At 71.2% G+C, this 16983-nt stretch carries 20 protein-coding genes; 14 read left to right on the top strand and 6 right to left on the bottom strand.

Going from position 1 to position 16983, the window contains the following annotated elements; all coding sequences use genetic code 11:
* Nucleotides 1-2: 2 nt before the first annotated feature.
* Nucleotides 3-581, bottom strand: coding sequence for a SigE family RNA polymerase sigma factor (locus tag SREC43747_RS0112695; protein WP_029721639.1), 579 nt, complete (start codon nt 579-581; stop codon nt 3-5).
* Between the two features lie 82 nt (nt 582-663).
* Between SREC43747_RS0112695 and SREC43747_RS0112690 the strand changes: the two genes are divergently transcribed.
* The 4 genes from SREC43747_RS0112690 to SREC43747_RS0112675 all read left to right on the top strand — a co-directional run bounded on the left by SREC43747_RS0112690 (nt 664) and on the right by SREC43747_RS0112675 (nt 3835).
* Nucleotides 664-939, top strand: coding sequence for a YciI family protein (locus SREC43747_RS0112690; protein ID WP_029721637.1), 276 nt, complete (start codon nt 664-666; stop codon nt 937-939).
* A gap of 200 nt (nt 940-1139) precedes the next feature.
* Nucleotides 1140-2174, top strand: a complete 1035-nt coding sequence (gene fbaA / locus SREC43747_RS0112685; RefSeq protein ID WP_029721636.1) for a class II fructose-bisphosphate aldolase — start codon at nt 1140-1142, stop codon at nt 2172-2174.
* Between the two features lie 71 nt (nt 2175-2245).
* The gene (locus tag SREC43747_RS0112680; RefSeq protein WP_029721635.1) at nt 2246-2659 is read left to right on the top strand and encodes a DUF3151 domain-containing protein; all 414 of its coding nucleotides are present in this window, start codon (nt 2246-2248) and stop codon (nt 2657-2659) included.
* A 57-nt stretch (nt 2660-2716) separates the two neighbouring features.
* A complete protein-coding gene (locus SREC43747_RS0112675; RefSeq protein ID WP_236623163.1) occupies nt 2717-3835 on the top strand; it encodes an FUSC family protein in 1119 nt (372 codons plus the stop codon).
* 7 nt (nt 3836-3842) lie between these two features.
* Here SREC43747_RS0112675 and SREC43747_RS0112670 read toward each other — a convergent pair whose 3' ends face one another.
* The 3 genes from SREC43747_RS0112670 to SREC43747_RS0112660 form a co-directional block, all read right to left on the bottom strand.
* On the bottom strand, nt 3843-4100 hold the full coding sequence (locus tag SREC43747_RS0112670; RefSeq protein WP_037331905.1) for a DEAD/DEAH box helicase family protein: 258 nt from the start codon (nt 4098-4100) through the stop codon (nt 3843-3845).
* A 102-nt stretch (nt 4101-4202) separates the two neighbouring features.
* Nucleotides 4203-4835 carry an HNH endonuclease family protein gene (locus tag SREC43747_RS0112665; RefSeq protein WP_029721632.1) on the bottom strand — a complete coding sequence of 211 codons (633 nt, stop codon included), beginning with the start codon at nt 4833-4835 and terminating at the stop codon, nt 4203-4205.
* 167 nt (nt 4836-5002) lie between these two features.
* Complete coding sequence (locus SREC43747_RS0112660) at nt 5003-5560, bottom strand: hypothetical protein (protein ID WP_236623162.1); 558 nt, start codon at nt 5558-5560, stop codon at nt 5003-5005.
* A 248-nt stretch (nt 5561-5808) separates the two neighbouring features.
* On the opposite strand from SREC43747_RS0112660, the gene SREC43747_RS0112655 reads away from it, so the two are divergent.
* A complete protein-coding gene (locus tag SREC43747_RS0112655) occupies nt 5809-7095 on the top strand; it encodes an adenylosuccinate synthase (protein WP_029721630.1) in 1287 nt (428 codons plus the stop codon).
* 46 nt (nt 7096-7141) lie between these two features.
* Here SREC43747_RS0112655 and SREC43747_RS0112650 read toward each other — a convergent pair whose 3' ends face one another.
* Nucleotides 7142-8269, bottom strand: coding sequence for a glycerophosphodiester phosphodiesterase (locus tag SREC43747_RS0112650; protein WP_029721629.1), 1128 nt, complete (start codon nt 8267-8269; stop codon nt 7142-7144).
* 265 nt (nt 8270-8534) lie between these two features.
* Here SREC43747_RS0112650 and purD point away from each other — a divergent pair, with 265 nt between their 5' ends.
* From purD to SREC43747_RS21620, 5 genes are all read left to right on the top strand, one after another.
* Nucleotides 8535-9797, top strand: coding sequence for a phosphoribosylamine--glycine ligase (gene purD, locus SREC43747_RS0112645; protein ID WP_029721628.1), 1263 nt, complete (start codon nt 8535-8537; stop codon nt 9795-9797).
* A gap of 104 nt (nt 9798-9901) precedes the next feature.
* Nucleotides 9902-10243 (top strand): hypothetical protein, encoded by a 342-nt coding sequence (locus SREC43747_RS0112640; protein WP_152528412.1) that lies wholly within the window; start codon nt 9902-9904, stop codon nt 10241-10243.
* Nucleotides 10240-11481: a transglycosylase SLT domain-containing protein gene (locus SREC43747_RS0112635; protein WP_236623161.1), complete on the top strand. Its 1242-nt coding sequence runs from the start codon at nt 10240-10242 to the stop codon at nt 11479-11481. Before SREC43747_RS0112640 ends, SREC43747_RS0112635 begins: the two co-directional genes overlap by 4 nt.
* 60 nt (nt 11482-11541) lie before the next feature.
* Nucleotides 11542-12711 (top strand): pyridoxal phosphate-dependent aminotransferase, encoded by a 1170-nt coding sequence (locus SREC43747_RS0112630; protein ID WP_029721625.1) that lies wholly within the window; start codon nt 11542-11544, stop codon nt 12709-12711.
* Between the two features lie 110 nt (nt 12712-12821).
* Nucleotides 12822-12986, top strand: coding sequence for a hypothetical protein (locus SREC43747_RS21620; RefSeq protein ID WP_029721624.1), 165 nt, complete (start codon nt 12822-12824; stop codon nt 12984-12986).
* 56 nt (nt 12987-13042) lie between these two features.
* Here SREC43747_RS21620 and SREC43747_RS0112620 read toward each other — a convergent pair whose 3' ends face one another.
* Nucleotides 13043-14059: a threonine aldolase family protein gene (locus SREC43747_RS0112620; protein ID WP_029721623.1), complete on the bottom strand. Its 1017-nt coding sequence runs from the start codon at nt 14057-14059 to the stop codon at nt 13043-13045.
* Between the two features lie 156 nt (nt 14060-14215).
* On the opposite strand from SREC43747_RS0112620, the gene SREC43747_RS0112615 reads away from it, so the two are divergent.
* The 4 genes from SREC43747_RS0112615 (at nt 14216) to SREC43747_RS0112600 (ending at nt 16932) form a co-directional block, all read left to right on the top strand.
* Nucleotides 14216-14731, top strand: a complete 516-nt coding sequence (locus SREC43747_RS0112615; RefSeq protein ID WP_029721622.1) for a SigE family RNA polymerase sigma factor — start codon at nt 14216-14218, stop codon at nt 14729-14731.
* A 13-nt stretch (nt 14732-14744) separates the two neighbouring features.
* Nucleotides 14745-15383 carry a hypothetical protein gene (locus tag SREC43747_RS0112610; RefSeq protein ID WP_029721621.1) on the top strand — a complete coding sequence of 213 codons (639 nt, stop codon included), beginning with the start codon at nt 14745-14747 and terminating at the stop codon, nt 15381-15383.
* 37 nt (nt 15384-15420) lie between these two features.
* On the top strand, nt 15421-16005 hold the full coding sequence (locus SREC43747_RS0112605) for a TetR/AcrR family transcriptional regulator (protein ID WP_029721620.1): 585 nt from the start codon (nt 15421-15423) through the stop codon (nt 16003-16005).
* A 102-nt stretch (nt 16006-16107) separates the two neighbouring features.
* Nucleotides 16108-16932, top strand: a complete 825-nt coding sequence (locus SREC43747_RS0112600) for a mechanosensitive ion channel family protein (protein ID WP_029721619.1) — start codon at nt 16108-16110, stop codon at nt 16930-16932.
* The last annotated feature ends 51 nt before the right edge of the window (nt 16933-16983 follow it).

Raw genomic sequence — 16983 nt, 5'->3', positions numbered from 1 at the left:
GGTCAGTTCGTGGTGAGCAGCTTCTGCAGCGCCTCCAGCGCCCGGCTGGCCGTGGACTTGACGGTGCCCCGCGACACCCCGGTGGCCTCGGCGATCTCCGCCTCGGACAGGTTCCCGTAGTAGCGGAGCACGAGCACCTCCCGCTGCCGCCGCGGCAGCTGCGCCAGCGCCGACACCACGGCCTGGTGCTCGGTGCTGAGCATCGCCAGCGATTCGGCCGAGCGGGCGTTGACCTGGTGCGGCGGCTGGTACTCCCGGCTGGTCTTGCGGCGCCGCAGCACCGACCTGCTGCTGTTGACCACCGCCGTGCGCAGGTAGGCGACGGCGGCCTTGGCGTCCCGCAGACCGGACCAGTTGCGGTACAGCCCGGTGAACGCCTCCTGCACCACGTCCTCGGCGGTGGCCGGATCGTCCACCAGCAGCACCGCCAGTCGCACCATGCGCGCCCGGTGCTGCCGGTAGAGGTCCTCCAGCGTCAGCGGTCGCCCGGGCACCTCGGCGGCGGACGAGGTGTCCAGGGCCCGCAGCCGGCTCAGCGTCTGCTCGACAACCCGTTCAGCTCCACGTGTGTTCCCAGCCACGCGGCTGAACCTACCGGCGATCCCTCCGCTGCGGGGGCGGGAACGGGTAGCTTCAGACCCCAGATCGATCTGGAGGTGTGGCATGGCCAAGTTCGTGGTGCAGTTGGTCTACGGGGACCAGGAGCTGTTGCAGCAGGTGCGCCCCGTCCACCGGGAGTACTGCAAGGAGCTGGCCGAGCGGGGCGTGCTGCTGGCCGCCGGCCCGTACGCCGACGGCGAGGGCGCGCAGCTCGTCTACGAGGCCGCGTCGGAGGAGGAGCTGGAGAAGATCCTCGATCGCGACCCGTACACCGAACGGGGGGTTGTTGCCGAACGCGCGGTGCGGGAGTGGACTCCGGTGCTCGGCGCCTGGCTGTAGCCGCCATGACGTGTGAGGATGTCCACAGAATTCAGTCTAATCTGAATCCTGTCACCGACTTTCCAAAACGACCTGGCTAGGGCAATGTGACGCGCAAGTACAGCGCTGATCCCGAGGTTCGCTGCCACGTCCAGCGGCCTTGGAGGAGGCTGCGCAACTCCGTCACCCATTCCACTCCATCCCCATAGGAGGAACGACAGATGCCCATCGCGACCCCCGAGGTCTACGCGGAGATGCTGGACCGGGCGAAGTCTGGTGAGTTCGCCTACCCGGCCATCAACGTGACCTCGTCGGAGACGCTGAACGCGGCGCTGCGCGGGTTCGCCGAGGCCGAGAGTGACGGCATCATCCAGATCTCCACCGGTGGCGCCGAGTTCGCCTCCGGGACCAAGGTCAAGGACATGGTCACCGGTGCGACCGCGATGGCCGAGTTCGCCCACGTGGTGGCGGCGAAGTACCCGGTGAACATCGCGCTGCACACCGACCACTGCCCGAAGGAGAAGCTGGACGGCTTCGTCCGACCGCTGCTGCAGATCAGCCAGGAGCGGGTCAACCGCGGCGAGAACCCGCTGTTCCAGTCCCACATGTGGGACGGCTCGGCCATCGAGCTGCACGAGAACCTGCAGATCGCGCAGGAGCTGCTGGAGCAGGCCGTCAAGGCGAAGATCATCCTCGAGCTGGAGGTCGGCGTCGTCGGCGGCGAAGAGGACGGAATCAGCAACGACATCAACGAGAAGCTCTACACCGCCCCCGGCGACTTCGAGCACACCATCGACGCCCTCGGAGCCGGTGAGAAGGGCCGCTACCTGCTGGCCGCCACCTTCGGCAACGTGCACGGCGTGTACAAGCCGGGCAACGTCAAGCTGCGCCCGGAGATCCTGAAGAAGGGCCAGGAGGCCGCGGCCAAGAAGCTGGGCCTGGCGGAGGGCTCCAAGCCGTTCGACCTGGTGTTCCACGGCGGTTCCGGCTCGGCGCTGGAGGAGATCCACGAGGCGGTCTCCTACGGCGTGGTGAAGATGAACATCGACACCGACACCCAGTACGCCTACACCCGGCCGATCGCCGACCACATGTTCAAGAACTACGACGGCGTGCTGAAGGTCGACGGCGAAGTGGGCAACAAGAAGGTCTACGACCCGCGCAGCTACCTGCGCTCGGCGGAGCAGTCGATGGCCGCGCGCGTCGCCCAGGCCTGCGAGGTCCTCAAGTCGGCCGGTCGCATGCTGGCCGGCTGATCCGGTCCCAGCGGTGGTGCGCCCGCGCGGCGCACCACCCCTTCTTCCGGTGAACCTGACAGGATTGGGCCATGACGAACAAGAACCTGTTGGAGCCGCCGGAAACCTTGTTACCGGAGAACTCGGTGGCACAGGCCGCGTTGGACTCCGGCACCGACCCCGCTCAGGTCGCGACGGAACACCCGAGCTTCAGCGGGGCGTGGGCGGCGCTGGCGGAGGCCGCCCTGGCGGAGAAGCAGAACATCCCCGCCTACGCGTACGCCCGCACCGGTTACCACCGCGGGCTGGACGCGTTGCGCAAGGCCGGTTGGAAGGGCTTCGGCCCGATCCCGTGGCGCCACGTGCCCAACCAGGGGGTGCTGCGGTCGATCGCCGCGCTGGCGAAAGCGGCCAAGGCCATCGGGGAGACCGACGAGTACGAGCGCTGCCGGCAGCTGTTGGCCGACAGCGACCCGGAAGCGGTGGAGCAGACCGGCCTGGTCTGATCGGTGAGCTGCTGCGGCCGGCGGCGGAAAGCTGATGCCGCCTCTCGCTGACCGGCCGTGGCGGACAATGTCCACGTGCACCGCTTCCGCGAGGAACTCGTCGTCCGCGTCCGCCGACTGCTGCGCACCGGCACGCCCATCGTGCAGTGCGCGGTCGGCGGTGGCCTCGCCTGGTTCCTCGCCACCAGCGTGGCGGGGCACCCGCAACCGTTCTTCGCCCCCATCGCCGCGATCATCTCCCTCGGGGTGACCCTGGGCCAGCGGATGCGCCGCGGCCTGGAACTGGTCTTCGGCGTCACCATCGGCATCGGGGTCGGCGACCTGCTGATCTCGGTGATCGGGTCCGGAGCGTGGCAGATCTCTCTGGTGGTGGCGCTGGCGATGAGCACCGCGGTGCTGCTCAACAGCGGCAGCGTGGTGGTGATGCAGGCCGCCTCCTCCTCGGTGCTGGTGGCCACCCTGCTCCCGCCGGGGGACGTGGGCGGTTACACCCGCATGATCGACGCGGTGATCGGCGGGTTGGTCGGTTTCGTGGTGGCCGCGCTGCTGCCGCAGAACCCGCTGGCCGTCGCCCACCGCAACGGGCGGATCGTGCTGGGCGCGCTGGCGGACGCGCTGCGCGGCGTGGCCAACGCGGTGTCCATCCAAGACGCCGAGGTGGCCGCTGACGTGCTGGCCAGGGCGCGCAAGAGCCAGCGAGCGGTGGAGGAGTTCCGCACCGCGCTGGTCGCCGGCAAGGAGATCGCCAAGTACGCCCCGATCCGCTGGCACCGGCGGGAGGACCTGGAGCGCTACGAGGCCGCCGCCGCCCCCATCGACCGCGCGCTGCGCAACACCAGGGTGCTGGCGCGGCGGGCGATGTCCGCGCTGCGGGACCGGGAGGCGGTGCCCCGGCCGCTGCCGCGGATGCTGGAGGAGCTGGCCGGCGCGGTGGTGCTGCTGCGCGACGAACTGGCCAGCGGGGACGAGCCGCGGCAGGCGCGGGAAGCGGCTCGCGCGGTCGCCCGGAAGGCGACCGTGGAACTGCTCGGCGAAGGCCACTTCTCCATGCAGGTGGTGGTGCTGCAGGTGCGCTCGATCGCGGTGGACCTGCTGCAGGCCACCGGGTTGACCAGGCAGGAGGCGACCGAAGCCCTGCCCCCGCTGCACTCGGACCGCAAGGGCGACCGGCCGTAGCCGGTGCTCAGTCGCGGCGGTGCAGCGCCGCGAGCAGCGCCGAGTGCAGCGGCTGGTGGTCCCGCGCGTCGTGCAGCCGGCAGTCCGCCGCGGAAATCCGGTACCACTCGTCGGCGCCCGCGTACCGCACCCACACCCGCACCTCGTCCCCGATGCGCTCGGTGGCCAGCTCCAGGTCACCGGTGATGACCCCGACCTCGTCGGTCATCACCCCGCCCGGCGGTGCGGTGAACACCGACCGGAGAACTTCCGAATCCTGCGGCACGACGCCTCCCGGGGATGTGGTGGTCCTCCCCCAGCACAGCGGACCGGGCAGCGGAACGCAAAGAGCGGCGGCGGACCCCGTCCACCGCCGCTCGCGACCTGGTCAGCAGGTTTGCAGCGCTTCCTCCAGCGCGGCCTTCTCCGCTTCGGTGACGGTCAGGTCCCACTTCGCCTTGGTGCCGATCCACATCGAGGCGTAGGTGCAGTGGTACTCGGCCCGCGGCGGCATCCACTCGTCCGGGGTCTGGTCGCCCTTCGACTGGTTGACGTTGTCGGTCACCGCGATCAGCTGCGGGCCGTCCAGGTCGTTGGCGAACTGCTCCCGCTTCTCGGTGGTCCACTCGGCGGCGCCGGAGCGCCAGGCGGCGGCCAGCGGCACCACGTGGTCGATGTCCACGTCGGAGGGCTGGGTCCAGGTGGCGCCGTCGTAGGGGCTGTACCAGGTGCCCGAGGTCGGGTAGCAGTCGGATCCGGTCTCCACGTTCTCGCCGTCCCGCTTGAGCACGGCTTCCCGGGTGTTGCAGTTGTCCGGGCCTTCGCTCCAGTGCGGGAACTTGTCCCGGTCGTAGCCGTCCATCGAGCCTTCGGGCGCGACGGTCAACTGGGCCAGCTGGGCGGCGGCTTCGGACGGGCTGGGAATGCCCGGCGGCTCGGCCGCGGCGGGGGTGGCTGCGGAAAGCCCGAGAGCTGCGGTCAAGGGCAGGGCGGCGAGGGTGGCGCGCAGTGATCGCTTCATGGCTGCCTCCGGGAATCGAGATCTCCGGAGTTGACCATGGCGAAGCCAGGTTGCCGAAGCAATGCCGTTGCGTGACCAGAAGCCGACTCGGCGTGAAGACGCCAATCAACGGGTTACCGGGCCTGCTCCGAGCGGGTGGGCGAGCCGTCCGGCATCCGGATGACCGGCTACCGGGCGAGCAGGAGGTCCTGGGTGTGCCGGTACCAGACCCACTTGTTCACCTGGCGCGGGTGCGGCACCCCGTCGCGGACGACCGTGGCCGAGCGGAAGCTGGCCTGGGCCGCCCGGCCGCGGGCGCTGCTGCTGCGCCGGCGGAAGAACCGGCGCTGCACCACCGTCACCACCAGGCCGTCGGTGGCCGGCTCCAGGTTCGCCTCCGCCGGGTCGGCGGTGGGCACCGGCAGCGGCGCGGCCTGCGGGTCCGGGGTGACCTCCAGGGCCAGCGCGGGCCCGTTGAGCACCCGCTCGTCGTCGCAGTACACCTGGCCGGTGATGGGTTCGATCCGCCCGGAGGCGAGCAGCACCCCGCCCGAGTCGTCCCGGATCAGCGGGGCCGGGCGCGGCTCGGCGGTGAACGCCCGGTCGAAATCACCCGGTTCGAGCCCCCACAGCTCGGCCGCCGGGGACTGGGCGACCGGGACGTAACCGACGGCCAGGTCGCCCAGGCGGTTCTTCCGGAGCAACCGCAGCACCACGGCCGCCAGGTCGGCGTCCGTGCCGTGCACCACAATACGGTCTGTGGTATCCGCGAGGAGCGGATCGATGTCTTCCCGGCCGGGAGATGCAGGGACGTCGAACCACTTCACGGAGTGACTTCCCGGGCGCGCAGCGTGGTCGGTGTTTCCGCAGGACAATGCGGTGGTACTCACGTTCTGCTCCTGGTTTACCCTGATCGACCGGCATAACCGTGGTGGGCGCGGGTGAAACGGGAGTTCACGCTGGCGCGGCCACCCAGTCCAGGTTGGAGTTTCACATGCCGGCGATCGTGCTGATCGGAGCCCAGTGGGGCGACGAGGGCAAGGGTAAGGCGACTGACCTTCTCGGCGAGAAGGCCCAGTGGGTCGTCCGCTACCAGGGCGGCAACAACGCGGGCCACACCGTGGTGCTGCCGGACGGGCAGGACTTCGCCTTGCACCTCATCCCGTCCGGCATCCTCACCCCGGGCGTGACGAACGTGATCGGCAACGGCGTCGTCGTCGACCCGGGCGTGCTGCTGGAGGAACTTGCCGGGCTGGAAGAGCGCGGGGTGGACACGTCGAACCTGCTGGTCTCGGCGGACGCGCACCTGATCATGCCGTACCACGTGGCGATCGACCGGGTCACCGAGCGCTACCTGGGCAAGAAGCAGATCGGCACCACCGGGCGCGGCATCGGGCCCTGCTACCAGGACAAGGTCGCCCGGGTCGGGGTGCGGATCCAGGACCTGCTGGACGAGAAGATCCTCCGGCAGAAGGTCGAGGCCGCCCTGGAGTACAAGAACCAGGTGCTGGTCAAGGTCTACAACCGGCGGGCCATGGACGTGGACGAGGTGGTCGACACCGTCCTGGCCCAGGGCGAGAAGTTCGCCAACCGCATCGCCGACACCAAGCTGCTGGTCAACCAGGCGTTGGACCGCGGGGAAACGGTGCTGCTGGAGGGCTCCCAGGGCACGCTGCTCGACGTGGACCACGGCACCTACCCGTTCGTGACCTCCTCCAACCCGACCGCGGGCGGGGCCTGCGCGGGTTCCGGCATCGGGCCCACCCGGATCAACGCGGTGATCGGCATCCTGAAGGCCTACACCACCCGAGTGGGCGCGGGGCCGTTCCCGACCGAGCTGACCGACGAGGCCGGCGAGACCCTGCGCAAGCAGGGCGGCGAATTCGGGGTCACCACCGGCCGCTCCCGCCGCACCGGCTGGTTCGACGCGGTCATCGCCCGCTACGCCACCCGCGTCAACGGGATCACCGACTACTTCCTGACCAAGCTGGACGTGCTGTCCGGGCTGGAGACCATCCCGGTGTGCGTGGCCTACGACGTCGACGGGGAACGGGTCAGCGAGATGCCGATGACCCAGACCGGGGTGCACCACGCGGTCCCGGTGTACGAGGAGATGCCGGGCTGGTCCGAGGACATCAGCAAGGCCCGCAGCTTCGAGGAGCTGCCGGCGAACGCCCGGGCCTACATCGAGCGGATCGAGGAACTGGCCGGGGCGCGGATCTCCGCGATCGGCGTCGGCCCGGGGCGCGACCAGACGATCGTCCGGCACCAGATGGCTTGATCCGGCGGCTCAGCCGGCGCCCCCGCGGCACCGGCTGAGCCTTCCGCTACCGGCTCGCGGCCGCGGCGGGCAGCGAGTCCCGCACGTGCACGGCCACGTCGGGCTGGTCGGCGAACAGGCCGTCGACGCCCTGCCGCAGCAGCAGCGCGCAGTAGCCGCGCACGTCGCCCCACTCGGCCGGGAGGTCCGAGGAGCGGAAGTCGGCCGGCAGGAACTCGTTCTCGGCGCGCAGCGTGTACGGCACGACCTCCAGCCCCGCCGCGTGCGCGTCGGCGACCACCGAGGTCGGCTCGGTGGTGTTGCCCTGCTCGTCCAAGGGGATGATCACCTTGGTGTCGGGGCCGATGCCGTCGGCGTAGGTGGCGATCTCCCGCAGGCCTTCCGGGGTGACCATGTCCGCGTAGGTGCGCGGGTCGCCGGCTTCGACGAAGTCCTGCGGCGCGCCGCTGTCGCTGATCAGCTGCAGCAGGTCGGTCCGCAGCACCCGGTCCAGCCGCTGCAGGTTGGACACCTCGAACGACTGCACCACCACCTTGGCGTTCGGCCGGTTCAACCCGTTGCGGTCCAGGGCTTCCACCAGCCGCGGCTCCAGCGGCAGCCCGATCCGGGCGAAGTAGCTGGGGTGCTTGGTCTCCGGCGCCACGCCGATCTCCCGGCCCAGTTCCCGGGACAGCTTGGCCCGCAGGTCCAGCACTTCCTGGAAGGTCGGGATCTCGAACTGGCCGTCGTAGACGGTGTTGTGCTGGCGGAGTTCGGGGATGCGCTCGGTGGCGCGCAGGGTCTTCAGCTCGGCGAGGGTGAAGTCCTCGGTGAACCAGCCGGTGACCGGCTCGCCGTCGATGATCTTGGTGGTCTTGCGGTCGGCGAACTCCGGGTGCTCGGCCACGTCCGTGGTGCCGCTGATCTCGTTCTCGTGGCGGGCGACCAGGTGGCCGTCCTTGGTGGGGACCAGGTCCGGTTCGATGTAGTCGGCGCCCATCCGGGCGGCCAGTTCGTAGGCGGCCAGGGTGTGCTCCGGCCGGTAGCCGGAGGCGCCGCGGTGGCCGAACACCTCCGTCTGCGCGGTCCGCTCGTCGGAGGCCGGTTGGGCCGTCGCCGGGGGTTGGCCGGCCGCCGTGCTGATCAGGGCGATGCCCGCGGCGGCCAGCGCTGCCAGCCGTAGTCGGATCGTCATCTCGTCCTCCAGGGTTTCGGGGCAACGAGAACATTCGGACAAGACCCTCGCCCCCGCAATCGACCATTGGGAGACCGCGCGCTGACGCGGGGGCGACCGGATGGTGGACTGCGGTGTCCGCTCGCTGGCCGAACGGGCGGCTCGGGAGGCCTCCTGCGGCGCGGGGCGGTCGTCGGAAGAGGTGAACCCCGGTTTCCGGGCAGGTGGCGCCCGGTTTTCGGGGGCACCGCCACGAGCTGGTGCTCCAGCCTCTACGCTGCGGTTTGTGCGAATCCTGGTGATCGGTGGCGGTGGTCGGGAACACGCGATCGTGCTGGCTCTGTCCCGCGACCCGGCGGTGACCGCGCTTGCCTGCGCGCCGGGCAACGCGGGGACCGCGGCGCTGGCGGAGCCCTACGCGGTGGACGTCTCCGACCCGCAGCAAATCGTCCAGCTGGCCAAGGAGTGGCGGGCGGACCTCGTCGTGTTCGGTCCGGAGGTGCCGCTGGTCGCCGGAGCCGCGGATGCGGTCCGGGCGGCTGGTATCGCCAGCTTCGGGCCGTCCGGACAGGCCGCCCGGATCGAAGGTTCCAAGGCTTTCGCGAAGGAAGTCATGCAGGCCGCGGGGGTGCCGACCGCGCAGAGCCTGGTCGTGGACAACCCGGCGAAGTTGGACACCGCGCTGGCCGAGTTCGGCCCCACCTGGGTGGTCAAGGACGACGGCCTGGCGGCCGGCAAGGGCGTGCTGGTCACGTCCGACTTCGACGCGGCCCGCGCCCACGCGCTGAAACTGCTCGACGGCGGGCACCCGGTGCTGTTGGAGTCGTTCCTCGACGGCCCGGAAGCGTCCCTGTTCTGCCTGGTGGACGGCACCACCGTGGTCCCCCTGCTGCCCGCGCAGGACTTCAAGCGGGTCGGGGACGGCGACGCCGGCCCGAACACCGGCGGCATGGGGGCCTACGCGCCGCTGCCGTGGGCGCCGGACGACCTGGTGGACACCGTGGTGCGCACCATCGTGCAGCCCACCGTCGACGAACTCGCCCGGCGGGGCACCCCGTTCTCCGGGTTGCTCTACACCGGGCTCGCACTGACCTCGCAGGGCCCGCAGGTGATCGAGTTCAACTGCCGCTTCGGGGACCCGGAGACGCAGGCGGTGCTCGCCCTGCTGAAGACCCCGCTGGCCGGGCTGCTCAACGCGGTGGCCACCGGCTCGCTCGCCGAGCAGCCCCCGCTGGAGTGGGCCGACGAGGCCGCGGTGACCGTGGTGGTCGCGGCCGAGGGCTACCCCGGGCGGACCCGCGTGGACGAGGTCATCAGCGGCGCGGACCTCCCCGGTGTGCTGCACTCCGGCACCCGTCGCCGCGAGGACGGGGCCGTGGTCTCCGCCGGCGGCCGGGTGCTCTCGGTGGTGGCGACCGGGCCCGACCTGGAGGCGGCGCGGAACGCGGTCTACGAGCGGGTCGGCCAGGTGCACCTCCCCGGCTCGCACTACCGGACCGACATCGCGCTGCGCGCGGCGAGGGGCGAGATCGCGGTGCCGACCGCCTAGGCGGAATCGTGGCGCCGACCGCTTAGGACACTGGTGTGAAGCTGCCCGGTGATCCGGAAAAATCGGATCACCGGGCAGCTTTTTCTGGTATTTGCTTTTGGTGGGTGCTTCACTCGACCGGGGATTTTCTGGGGGAAATCGTGGCCGCATCCACTTATCGGAAAGAAGTCATCGACTCCTGCACCTCCGACCTGGACGTCAGCGCCGGTCGGACGGGGGCCATTGGTGACCAGCTGGGGAGCCTTCGGATCGACGACACCGCGCTGGGGCAGCTGGACGCAGCTTCGAAGCTGGTGGGAGCGGTGCGGGAGTTCGGCGAGTGCGCCGGACGCGAGTTCGACGCCGCGCAACGGCGGCTGCGCGGCGCTGCAGCCGAGCTCGACGCCGCGCACAACACCATGCGCGAGATCGACGAGGCCAACGCCGCCGACATCCAGGTGAGGTGAGCGCGGTGTCCTTCTCCGACTCCCTTCCCGCGCTCTTCCCCTCCCTCTCCGACGAGATCGCGGCGCAGCCCGGAGGCGAGGAGCTGGCCCAGCTGGTCCGCAAGGTGGAGGACAGCAAGCCCTACGAGCTCCGGGAGATCCAAGACGGTTGGCGGCGGGCCGCCGAGGACACCGAGGAGCGCGAGCGCGACCTCGAGCGGATCGCCTCCCAGATCAGGGACGAGTGGACGGGCCCCACGGCCGAGGCGTTCACCGCGTACCTGGATCAGTTGGTCAAGGGTTTCCGCGTCGCGCAGGAGGCGCTCAGCGACGCGGTCGGGGGTCTCGACCGGGCAGCGCGGACGGTGGAGGTCGTCAAGGAGGTAGTGCTGGACATCGGCGAACGCGCGCTGGCCGAGGCCAAACCGGGGATGGTGGACCAGGCGCTGCCGAGCCTGATGGATCCGCAGCGGGCCGAGGAGCTCCGCGAGATGCAGGTCCGCCGCATCATGGCGCAGCACGCCGCCGATGCTTCCGCCCGGATCGAGCAGGCCGAGGCGGAGCTGAACGGCGCGCTCGTCGTGCTCGCCAAGAGCACCCACGAGCTCGAGGGGGCGTTCTCCCGGATCCCCGAACCCGGCGCCCCGGCCGGGGACGCGGCAGGGGGGACGTTGCCCCCGGCCAGCACCGAGCAGCAGTCCGCCGCACCTGCTCAGCCGGCTGCGCCGGGGGGTGCCGGCGGTGCCGCGGAGAGCGGCGGATCGGGTGCCGGTGGTTCGGCAGCGGCGGTCGGCTCCGGCGGTTCAGCTGGCGGCTCGTCCGGGAGCAGCGGGTCCAGCGGAGGCGGGCAGAGCGGTGGGCTCGGGCCCAGCGGTGGCCCGCCGACCAGCGGACCGCCCCCGGGCAACGTCGAGGAGTGGATCCGGGAAGCCATCCGGATCCTGCAGGCCAACGGGGTGCCGGTCACCGAGGACAACATCGACGAGATCTGGACGATCATCGAGAAGGAGTCCAGCGGTGACCCGCACGCGATCAACGACTGGGACTCCAACGCGGCCAAGGGCACCCCGTCCAAGGGGCTGATGCAGTGCATCGACCCGACGTTCGAGGCCTACAAGCTGCCCGGGCACGACGACATCTGGAACCCGGTGGACAACATCATCGCCGGTGTCCGCTACATCTTCGACCGCTACGGCGGTTTCGAAGGGCACCCCGGGTTGAAGTCGATGGCGCAGGGCGGTGAGTACCAGGGCTACTGACCGGCTCCCACCGGTGGAGCCCCTGGTTGACCGAGGGAACGGCGTGGCAGGCTGAACCGCATGGTTGACCCTGCGGTTCTCGGTGTCGCGCGCCGGGCTGACGTCGCCCCGTTCCAGGTGATGGAGGTCTTGTCGGCGGCCAACGCCCGGCAGCGCCAGTTCGGTGATGTGGTGTCCCTGGCGGCCGGGCAGCCGTCCACCCCGGCCCCGGAAGCGGTGCGGGAGGCGGCCGCCCGGGCGCTGGAGCAGCACTCGCTCGGCTACACCGAGCAGCTCGGCATCCCGGAGCTGCGGGAGGCCATCGCCGGCCACTGCGCCAACACCTACGGCCAGGAGTTCTCCGCCCAGGACGTCGTGGTGACCACCGGGGCTTCCGGGGCGTTCCTGCTGGCCTTCCTCGCCGCGTTCGACGAGGGCGACCGGGTGGCGCTGGCCCGCCCCGGCTACCCGGCCTACCGCAACATCCTGCGGGCGCTGGGCTGCGAGGTCGTGGAGCTGGCGACCGACGGGACCACCCGGTTCCAGCCGACCGTCGAGCTGCTGGAACAGCTCGACGAGCCGGTCCAGGGGCTGATCGTGGCGAGCCCGGCGAACCCGACCGGCACCGTGCTGTCCCGCGACGAGCTGGCCGGCCTGGCCGAGTGGTGCCAGCGCAACGGGGTGCAGCTGGTCAGCGACGAGATCTACCACGGGCTCAGCTACACCGGGCAGCTGCACACGGCCTGGGAGTTCTCCCGCGAGGCGATCGTGGTGAACAGCTTCTCCAAGTACTGGTGCATGACGGGCTGGCGGCTGGGCTGGATGCTGGTCCCGGAGCGCCTGCGCCGCGCGGTGGACACCCTCACCGGCAACTTCACCCTGTGCCCGCCGGCGCTGTCGCAGCACGCGGCGCTCGCGGCCTTCACGCCGGAGGCGTACGCGGAGGTCGCCGAGCACGTGGCCCGGTACCGCGAGAACCGGGAGCTGCTGCTGCGGGGGTTGGCCGAGCTGGGGATCACCCGGGTGGCGCCCGCCGACGGCGCCTTCTACGTGTGGGCGGACATCAGCGAGTTCACCGACGACAGCGCGGAGTTCTGCCAGCGGCTGCTGGCCGAGACCGGGCTCGCGATGGTGCCGGGAGGGGATTTCGACCCGGTCGAGGGCCACCGGTTCGTGCGCATGTCCTTCGCCGGCAGCAGCTCCGACATGCAGGAGGCCGTCAGCCGGCTCGGCAAGTTCCTGCAGCGCTGAGCGGCGCGGGCCGCCGGAGCCGGACGGATTCCGCGGGGTTTGCGGTTTTTCCGCGGCCGAGGTGGCAGGCTGGAGGCAGAACGAATCGGGGCGGATCGAGGTGGGCTGGAATGCTGTGGAAGGTGATCGGCGGCCTGCTCCTGCTGTGGCTGGTGCTGTCAGTCGCCGGGGTGCTGATCAAGGGACTGTTCTGGCTGGCCGTGATCGGTGCGATCGCTTTCGTGGCCACGGCCGCGATCGGCTGGGCCAAGGACCGCAAGGAGATCAACCGCTAGCCGGCCGTGGGCCGGAGGGGCAGCGCACCCGGGGCGCTGCCCCTTTTTCGCGGTGCTCAGAATTCGGCGATCCGCTGCAGCGCTCGCTCGACGTCGGCCTCGCTGACGTCCCGGTGGGTGACGAACCGGATCCGGTCGCCCATGGGGACGGCCAGCACGCCGACACCGGCCAGCCGGTCCACGGTGGCCCGCACGTCCGCCGCTTCGGCCAGCACCATGTTGGTCTGCGGGGTGGTCACCTTCCAGCCCAGCTCGGCCAGTCCTCTGGCCAGGCGCGCGGCCTTGCGGTGGTCTTCGGCCAGCGAGTCGATGCGGTCCAGCGCCACCAGGCCCGCCGCGGCCAGCACCCCGCCCTGCCGGACCCCGCCGCCGAGCATCTTGCGCATCCGGCGGGCTTCGGCGATGAAGTTGGTGCTGCCGGCCACCACGGAGCCGACCGGGGCGCCGAGGCCTTTGCTCAAGCAGGCCTGCACGCTGTCGACTCCCGCGGTCAGCGCCGCGGGCGGCACCTCGAGGGCCACGGCCGCGTTCCAGATCCGGGCGCCGTCCAGGTGCACGCGCAACCCGGCGTCGCGGGCCGCGCTGACCAGCTTCGCGTGCTCGTCCGGCGGGACGACCGCACCACCGGCCTCGTTGTGCGTGTTCTCCAGGCACAGCAGGGTGGTGCGCAGGCTGTCGTAGGGGGCTTCGGCTTCGACGTTGGCGCGCACGGTCTCCGGTGCGGGTCGGCCCGGGCCGGCGTCCCACGGCAGCGGGTCGGGCATGCCCCCGGCCAGCCAGGCCGCCGAGCCGAGTTCGTGGGTGAGCACGTGCGCCCCGCGCGGGGCGAGGAACCGCTGGCCGCGGCCCAGGTGCAGGCAGAGGGCGATCAGGTTGCCCATGGTGCCGCTGGGCACCCACAGCGCGGCCGGCATGCCCAGCAGGTGGGCCACGCGTTCTTCCAGCGCCCGCATGGTGGGGTCGTGGTCCAGCACGTCGTCGCCGACTTCGGCGGTGGCCATGGCCGCGGACATCTGCTGGTCCGGGCGCGTGACCGTGTCCGAGCGGAGGTCGATGGGTTCCGGTTTGGTCACGGTCGGATCACATCACACGGCCGCCGGGGTCCGACACCGCCACCGGGCCGCAACTGCGATATCAATCACCCGGTGGATGTGCGTCCGCAGGCATGCAACCGTTGACCTCGGGCGTCTCGTCCCTGGAGTGCAAGCACGACGAGCGGAGAGTTCCGCGTGGACCAGCGCGAAGAGCAGGAGTTCGCGGAGTACTTCGCGGCTCGGCGAGAGGCGGTGCGTCGGATGGCGTACATGATGTGCGGTGACTGGCATCGCGCGGACGACCTCGCCCAGACCGCGTTCATCGCACTGCACCGCCACTGGCGGAAGGTGCGGGACAAGCGAGCCTTGGACGCCTACGTGCGCCGCACCCTCACCAGGGCTGTGATCGACGAGTCCCGGCGCCCGTGGCGGCGGGAGCGGTCGGTGGAGGTGCTGCCCGACCAGCCGAGCGGGGCCGGCGAGGTGGACGACTCGGTGGCCACCCGGCAGGCGCTGTTGGCCGGGCTGCAGAAGGTGCCGGCGAAGCAGCGCGCGGTCCTGGTGCTGCGGTACTTGGAAGGGCTTGATGTCGCCGGGGTCGCCGAAGTCATGCGGTGCAGCGAAGGCACCGTGAAGAGCCAGGCCGCCCGGGGCCTGGCGACCCTGCGGGAAGTGCTCGGCGACCAGCTCGGGGACCTCAGGTCGACATAGCGGAGGTGTGGTGGTGGACGAGCGCAAATTGGAGGAGCTGTTCCGCAGTGCGGTCCAGTCCGCGCCTCCGGCGTCTTTCGACGAGCAGGACGTTCGCCGGGCGTCCCGGCGGATCACGGTGCGGCGTCGGGTGGCTGCTGTCGGAGGTGCGCTGGTCGCGGCCGGGCTGCTGGTCGGGTTGGGGACCGGGACCGGGTTGTTCGCCCCGCGGGAGGACTCCCAGGTGGCGAGCCCGCCCCCGACGCAGGCCCCGCCCACTTCGCAGGCCCCCGGGGTGCTGAGCGAACCGCGCGCGGGGTGCGGGGCGCCGGACCGCGAGCTCGTGACCGAGTTGACCGGGGCGCTGCCGGAGGCCGCCGGTGGCACGCCGGTGGCCGCGGGGGAGTGCCCGACCGGGGCCAGGGCGGCCGCCGTGGTGCTGCAGGACGGCGCGGCGAGCGGGAAGCTCACCGTGCTCGTGGGGCCGGCCGACCAGCTGCCGGCTGGACTGGCCACCGACGCCACCCGGCCGGACGGGACCCGGCAGGTGGCCCGGCCGACCGGCAGCGGTCAACTGGTGGTCGTGCTCAGCGAGCCCGATGCGGACTCCCCGACCGCCCCCCACGAGGCGCGGCTGGCGGGGGTCGCCGAGCAGTTGGCCGATCGCTTCTGAGCTCGGCCCGGTCGCTGGTCGAAATAGGATGCACGCCATGACAGCGGCCAGTACACCCAAGGGAGAACGTCGCCGGCAGGCTCTGGTGGCTGCTGCAGCGCAGCTGCTGTCCGAAGGCGGGTTCGACGCGGTGCGGCACCGGGCGGTGGCGGAACGGGCCGGGCTTCCGCTGGCTTCCACGACCTACTACTTCTCCTCCTTGGACGAGTTGATCGCCGCGGCCGTGGAGTACGAGTCCCGCCGGGAACTCGACGCCGGCCGGGAGAGGTTGGCCGAGCTCGGCCCGCAGCAGCTGAGCACGGAAGAGGCGATCGAGCTGATGCTGGACCTGCTGTTGGGGCAGGAATCCCGGCAGCGGGGGGTGGAGGCGGTGCTGCTGCGCTACGAGCGCCTGGTGGGTTCGCCCCGCCGGCCCTACCTGGCGCCCCTGATGCGGAAGTTGTCGGCGGAGCTGCACGAGCTGCTGGCGGAGATCTTCACCCGCACCGGCTTGTCGGTGGACCGGGAGCGGCTGGACCAGCTGGTGGCCCTGGTGGACGGCGCGGTGGTGAACGCGCTGGTGGAGAGCAAACCCGATCCGCGGGCGGCGGCCCGGCGGATGCTGCGCGCGCAACTCGTCTGAGTTCACTCTTCAGCGTCAGCTCGAGCGGTGCTCGGCCGCGAAGAGTTCGGCCCTGCCACCGAGTGGGGTAGTCCAGTGCCACCCACTCGGAAGGAGAACGCCATGTTCCTCGCGCAGGGTCCTGGAAACATCATCGGTTCTCTCGTCGGCGGCCTGCAGGCCGTCATCTCCTACCTGCCCACCCTGGTGGGCGCGCTGCTCGTGCTGCTGGTCGGCTACCTGGTGGCCAAAGCCGTGCAGTGGGTGGTCCGCAAGGGCCTGAACAGGCTGCACGTGGACCAGCGGATGGAGAACACCCACACCGCTCAGTACCTGCACCGGATGAGTCCGAACGCGTCGATCGCCCGGGGCAGCGGCCGAGTCGCCTTCTGGCTCATCTTCCTGTACGCGCTGGTGTCGGCGATCAGCGCACTGGGCATTCCGGCGCTCACCGGGTTCACGAACCAGGTCCTGGCCTACCTGCCGAACGTGATCGCGGCGCTGGCCATCTTCGCCGTGGCCGGGCTGGTCGCCGGGGCGGTCGCGGGACTGGCCAAGCGCACCCTGGGCGAGAGCCCGCTCGGGCGGGTGGCGTCCACCATGGGACCGGTGCTGGTGATGGTGATCGCCTCCTTCATGATCCTCACCCAGCTGCGGATCGCCCCGACCGTGGTGCTGGTGACCTATTCGGCGCTGATCGGAGCGCTCGCCCTGGGGTCGGCGCTGGCGTTCGGCCTGGGCGGCCGGGAGGTCGCCGCGGACATGCTGCGGAGCGGCTACGACAAGGCCCGGGAGCAGCAGGACGAGCTGCAGCGGCAGCGGGCGGAGCGGCAGGACGTCGAATCGGGCACCGCGCCCGCCCAGGACGAGGGGTGGACCACCACCGCCCCCGGGCAGGCCCAGCCGCAGCCGGCGGGGCCGGAGGAGCAGCGCCGGACCTCGACCTGACGGGGTGAGCCGCGGTTGGCCGGTGCGCACGGGCGGCGGCCACCGGCGGGG

It is taken from the genome of Saccharopolyspora rectivirgula DSM 43747 (assembly GCF_000497205.1).
Classification (GTDB): domain Bacteria; phylum Actinomycetota; class Actinomycetes; order Mycobacteriales; family Pseudonocardiaceae; genus Saccharopolyspora; species Saccharopolyspora rectivirgula.
The sequence above is the reverse complement of the archived record's forward strand: the minus strand, read 5'-3'. Positions and strand labels throughout refer to the sequence as shown.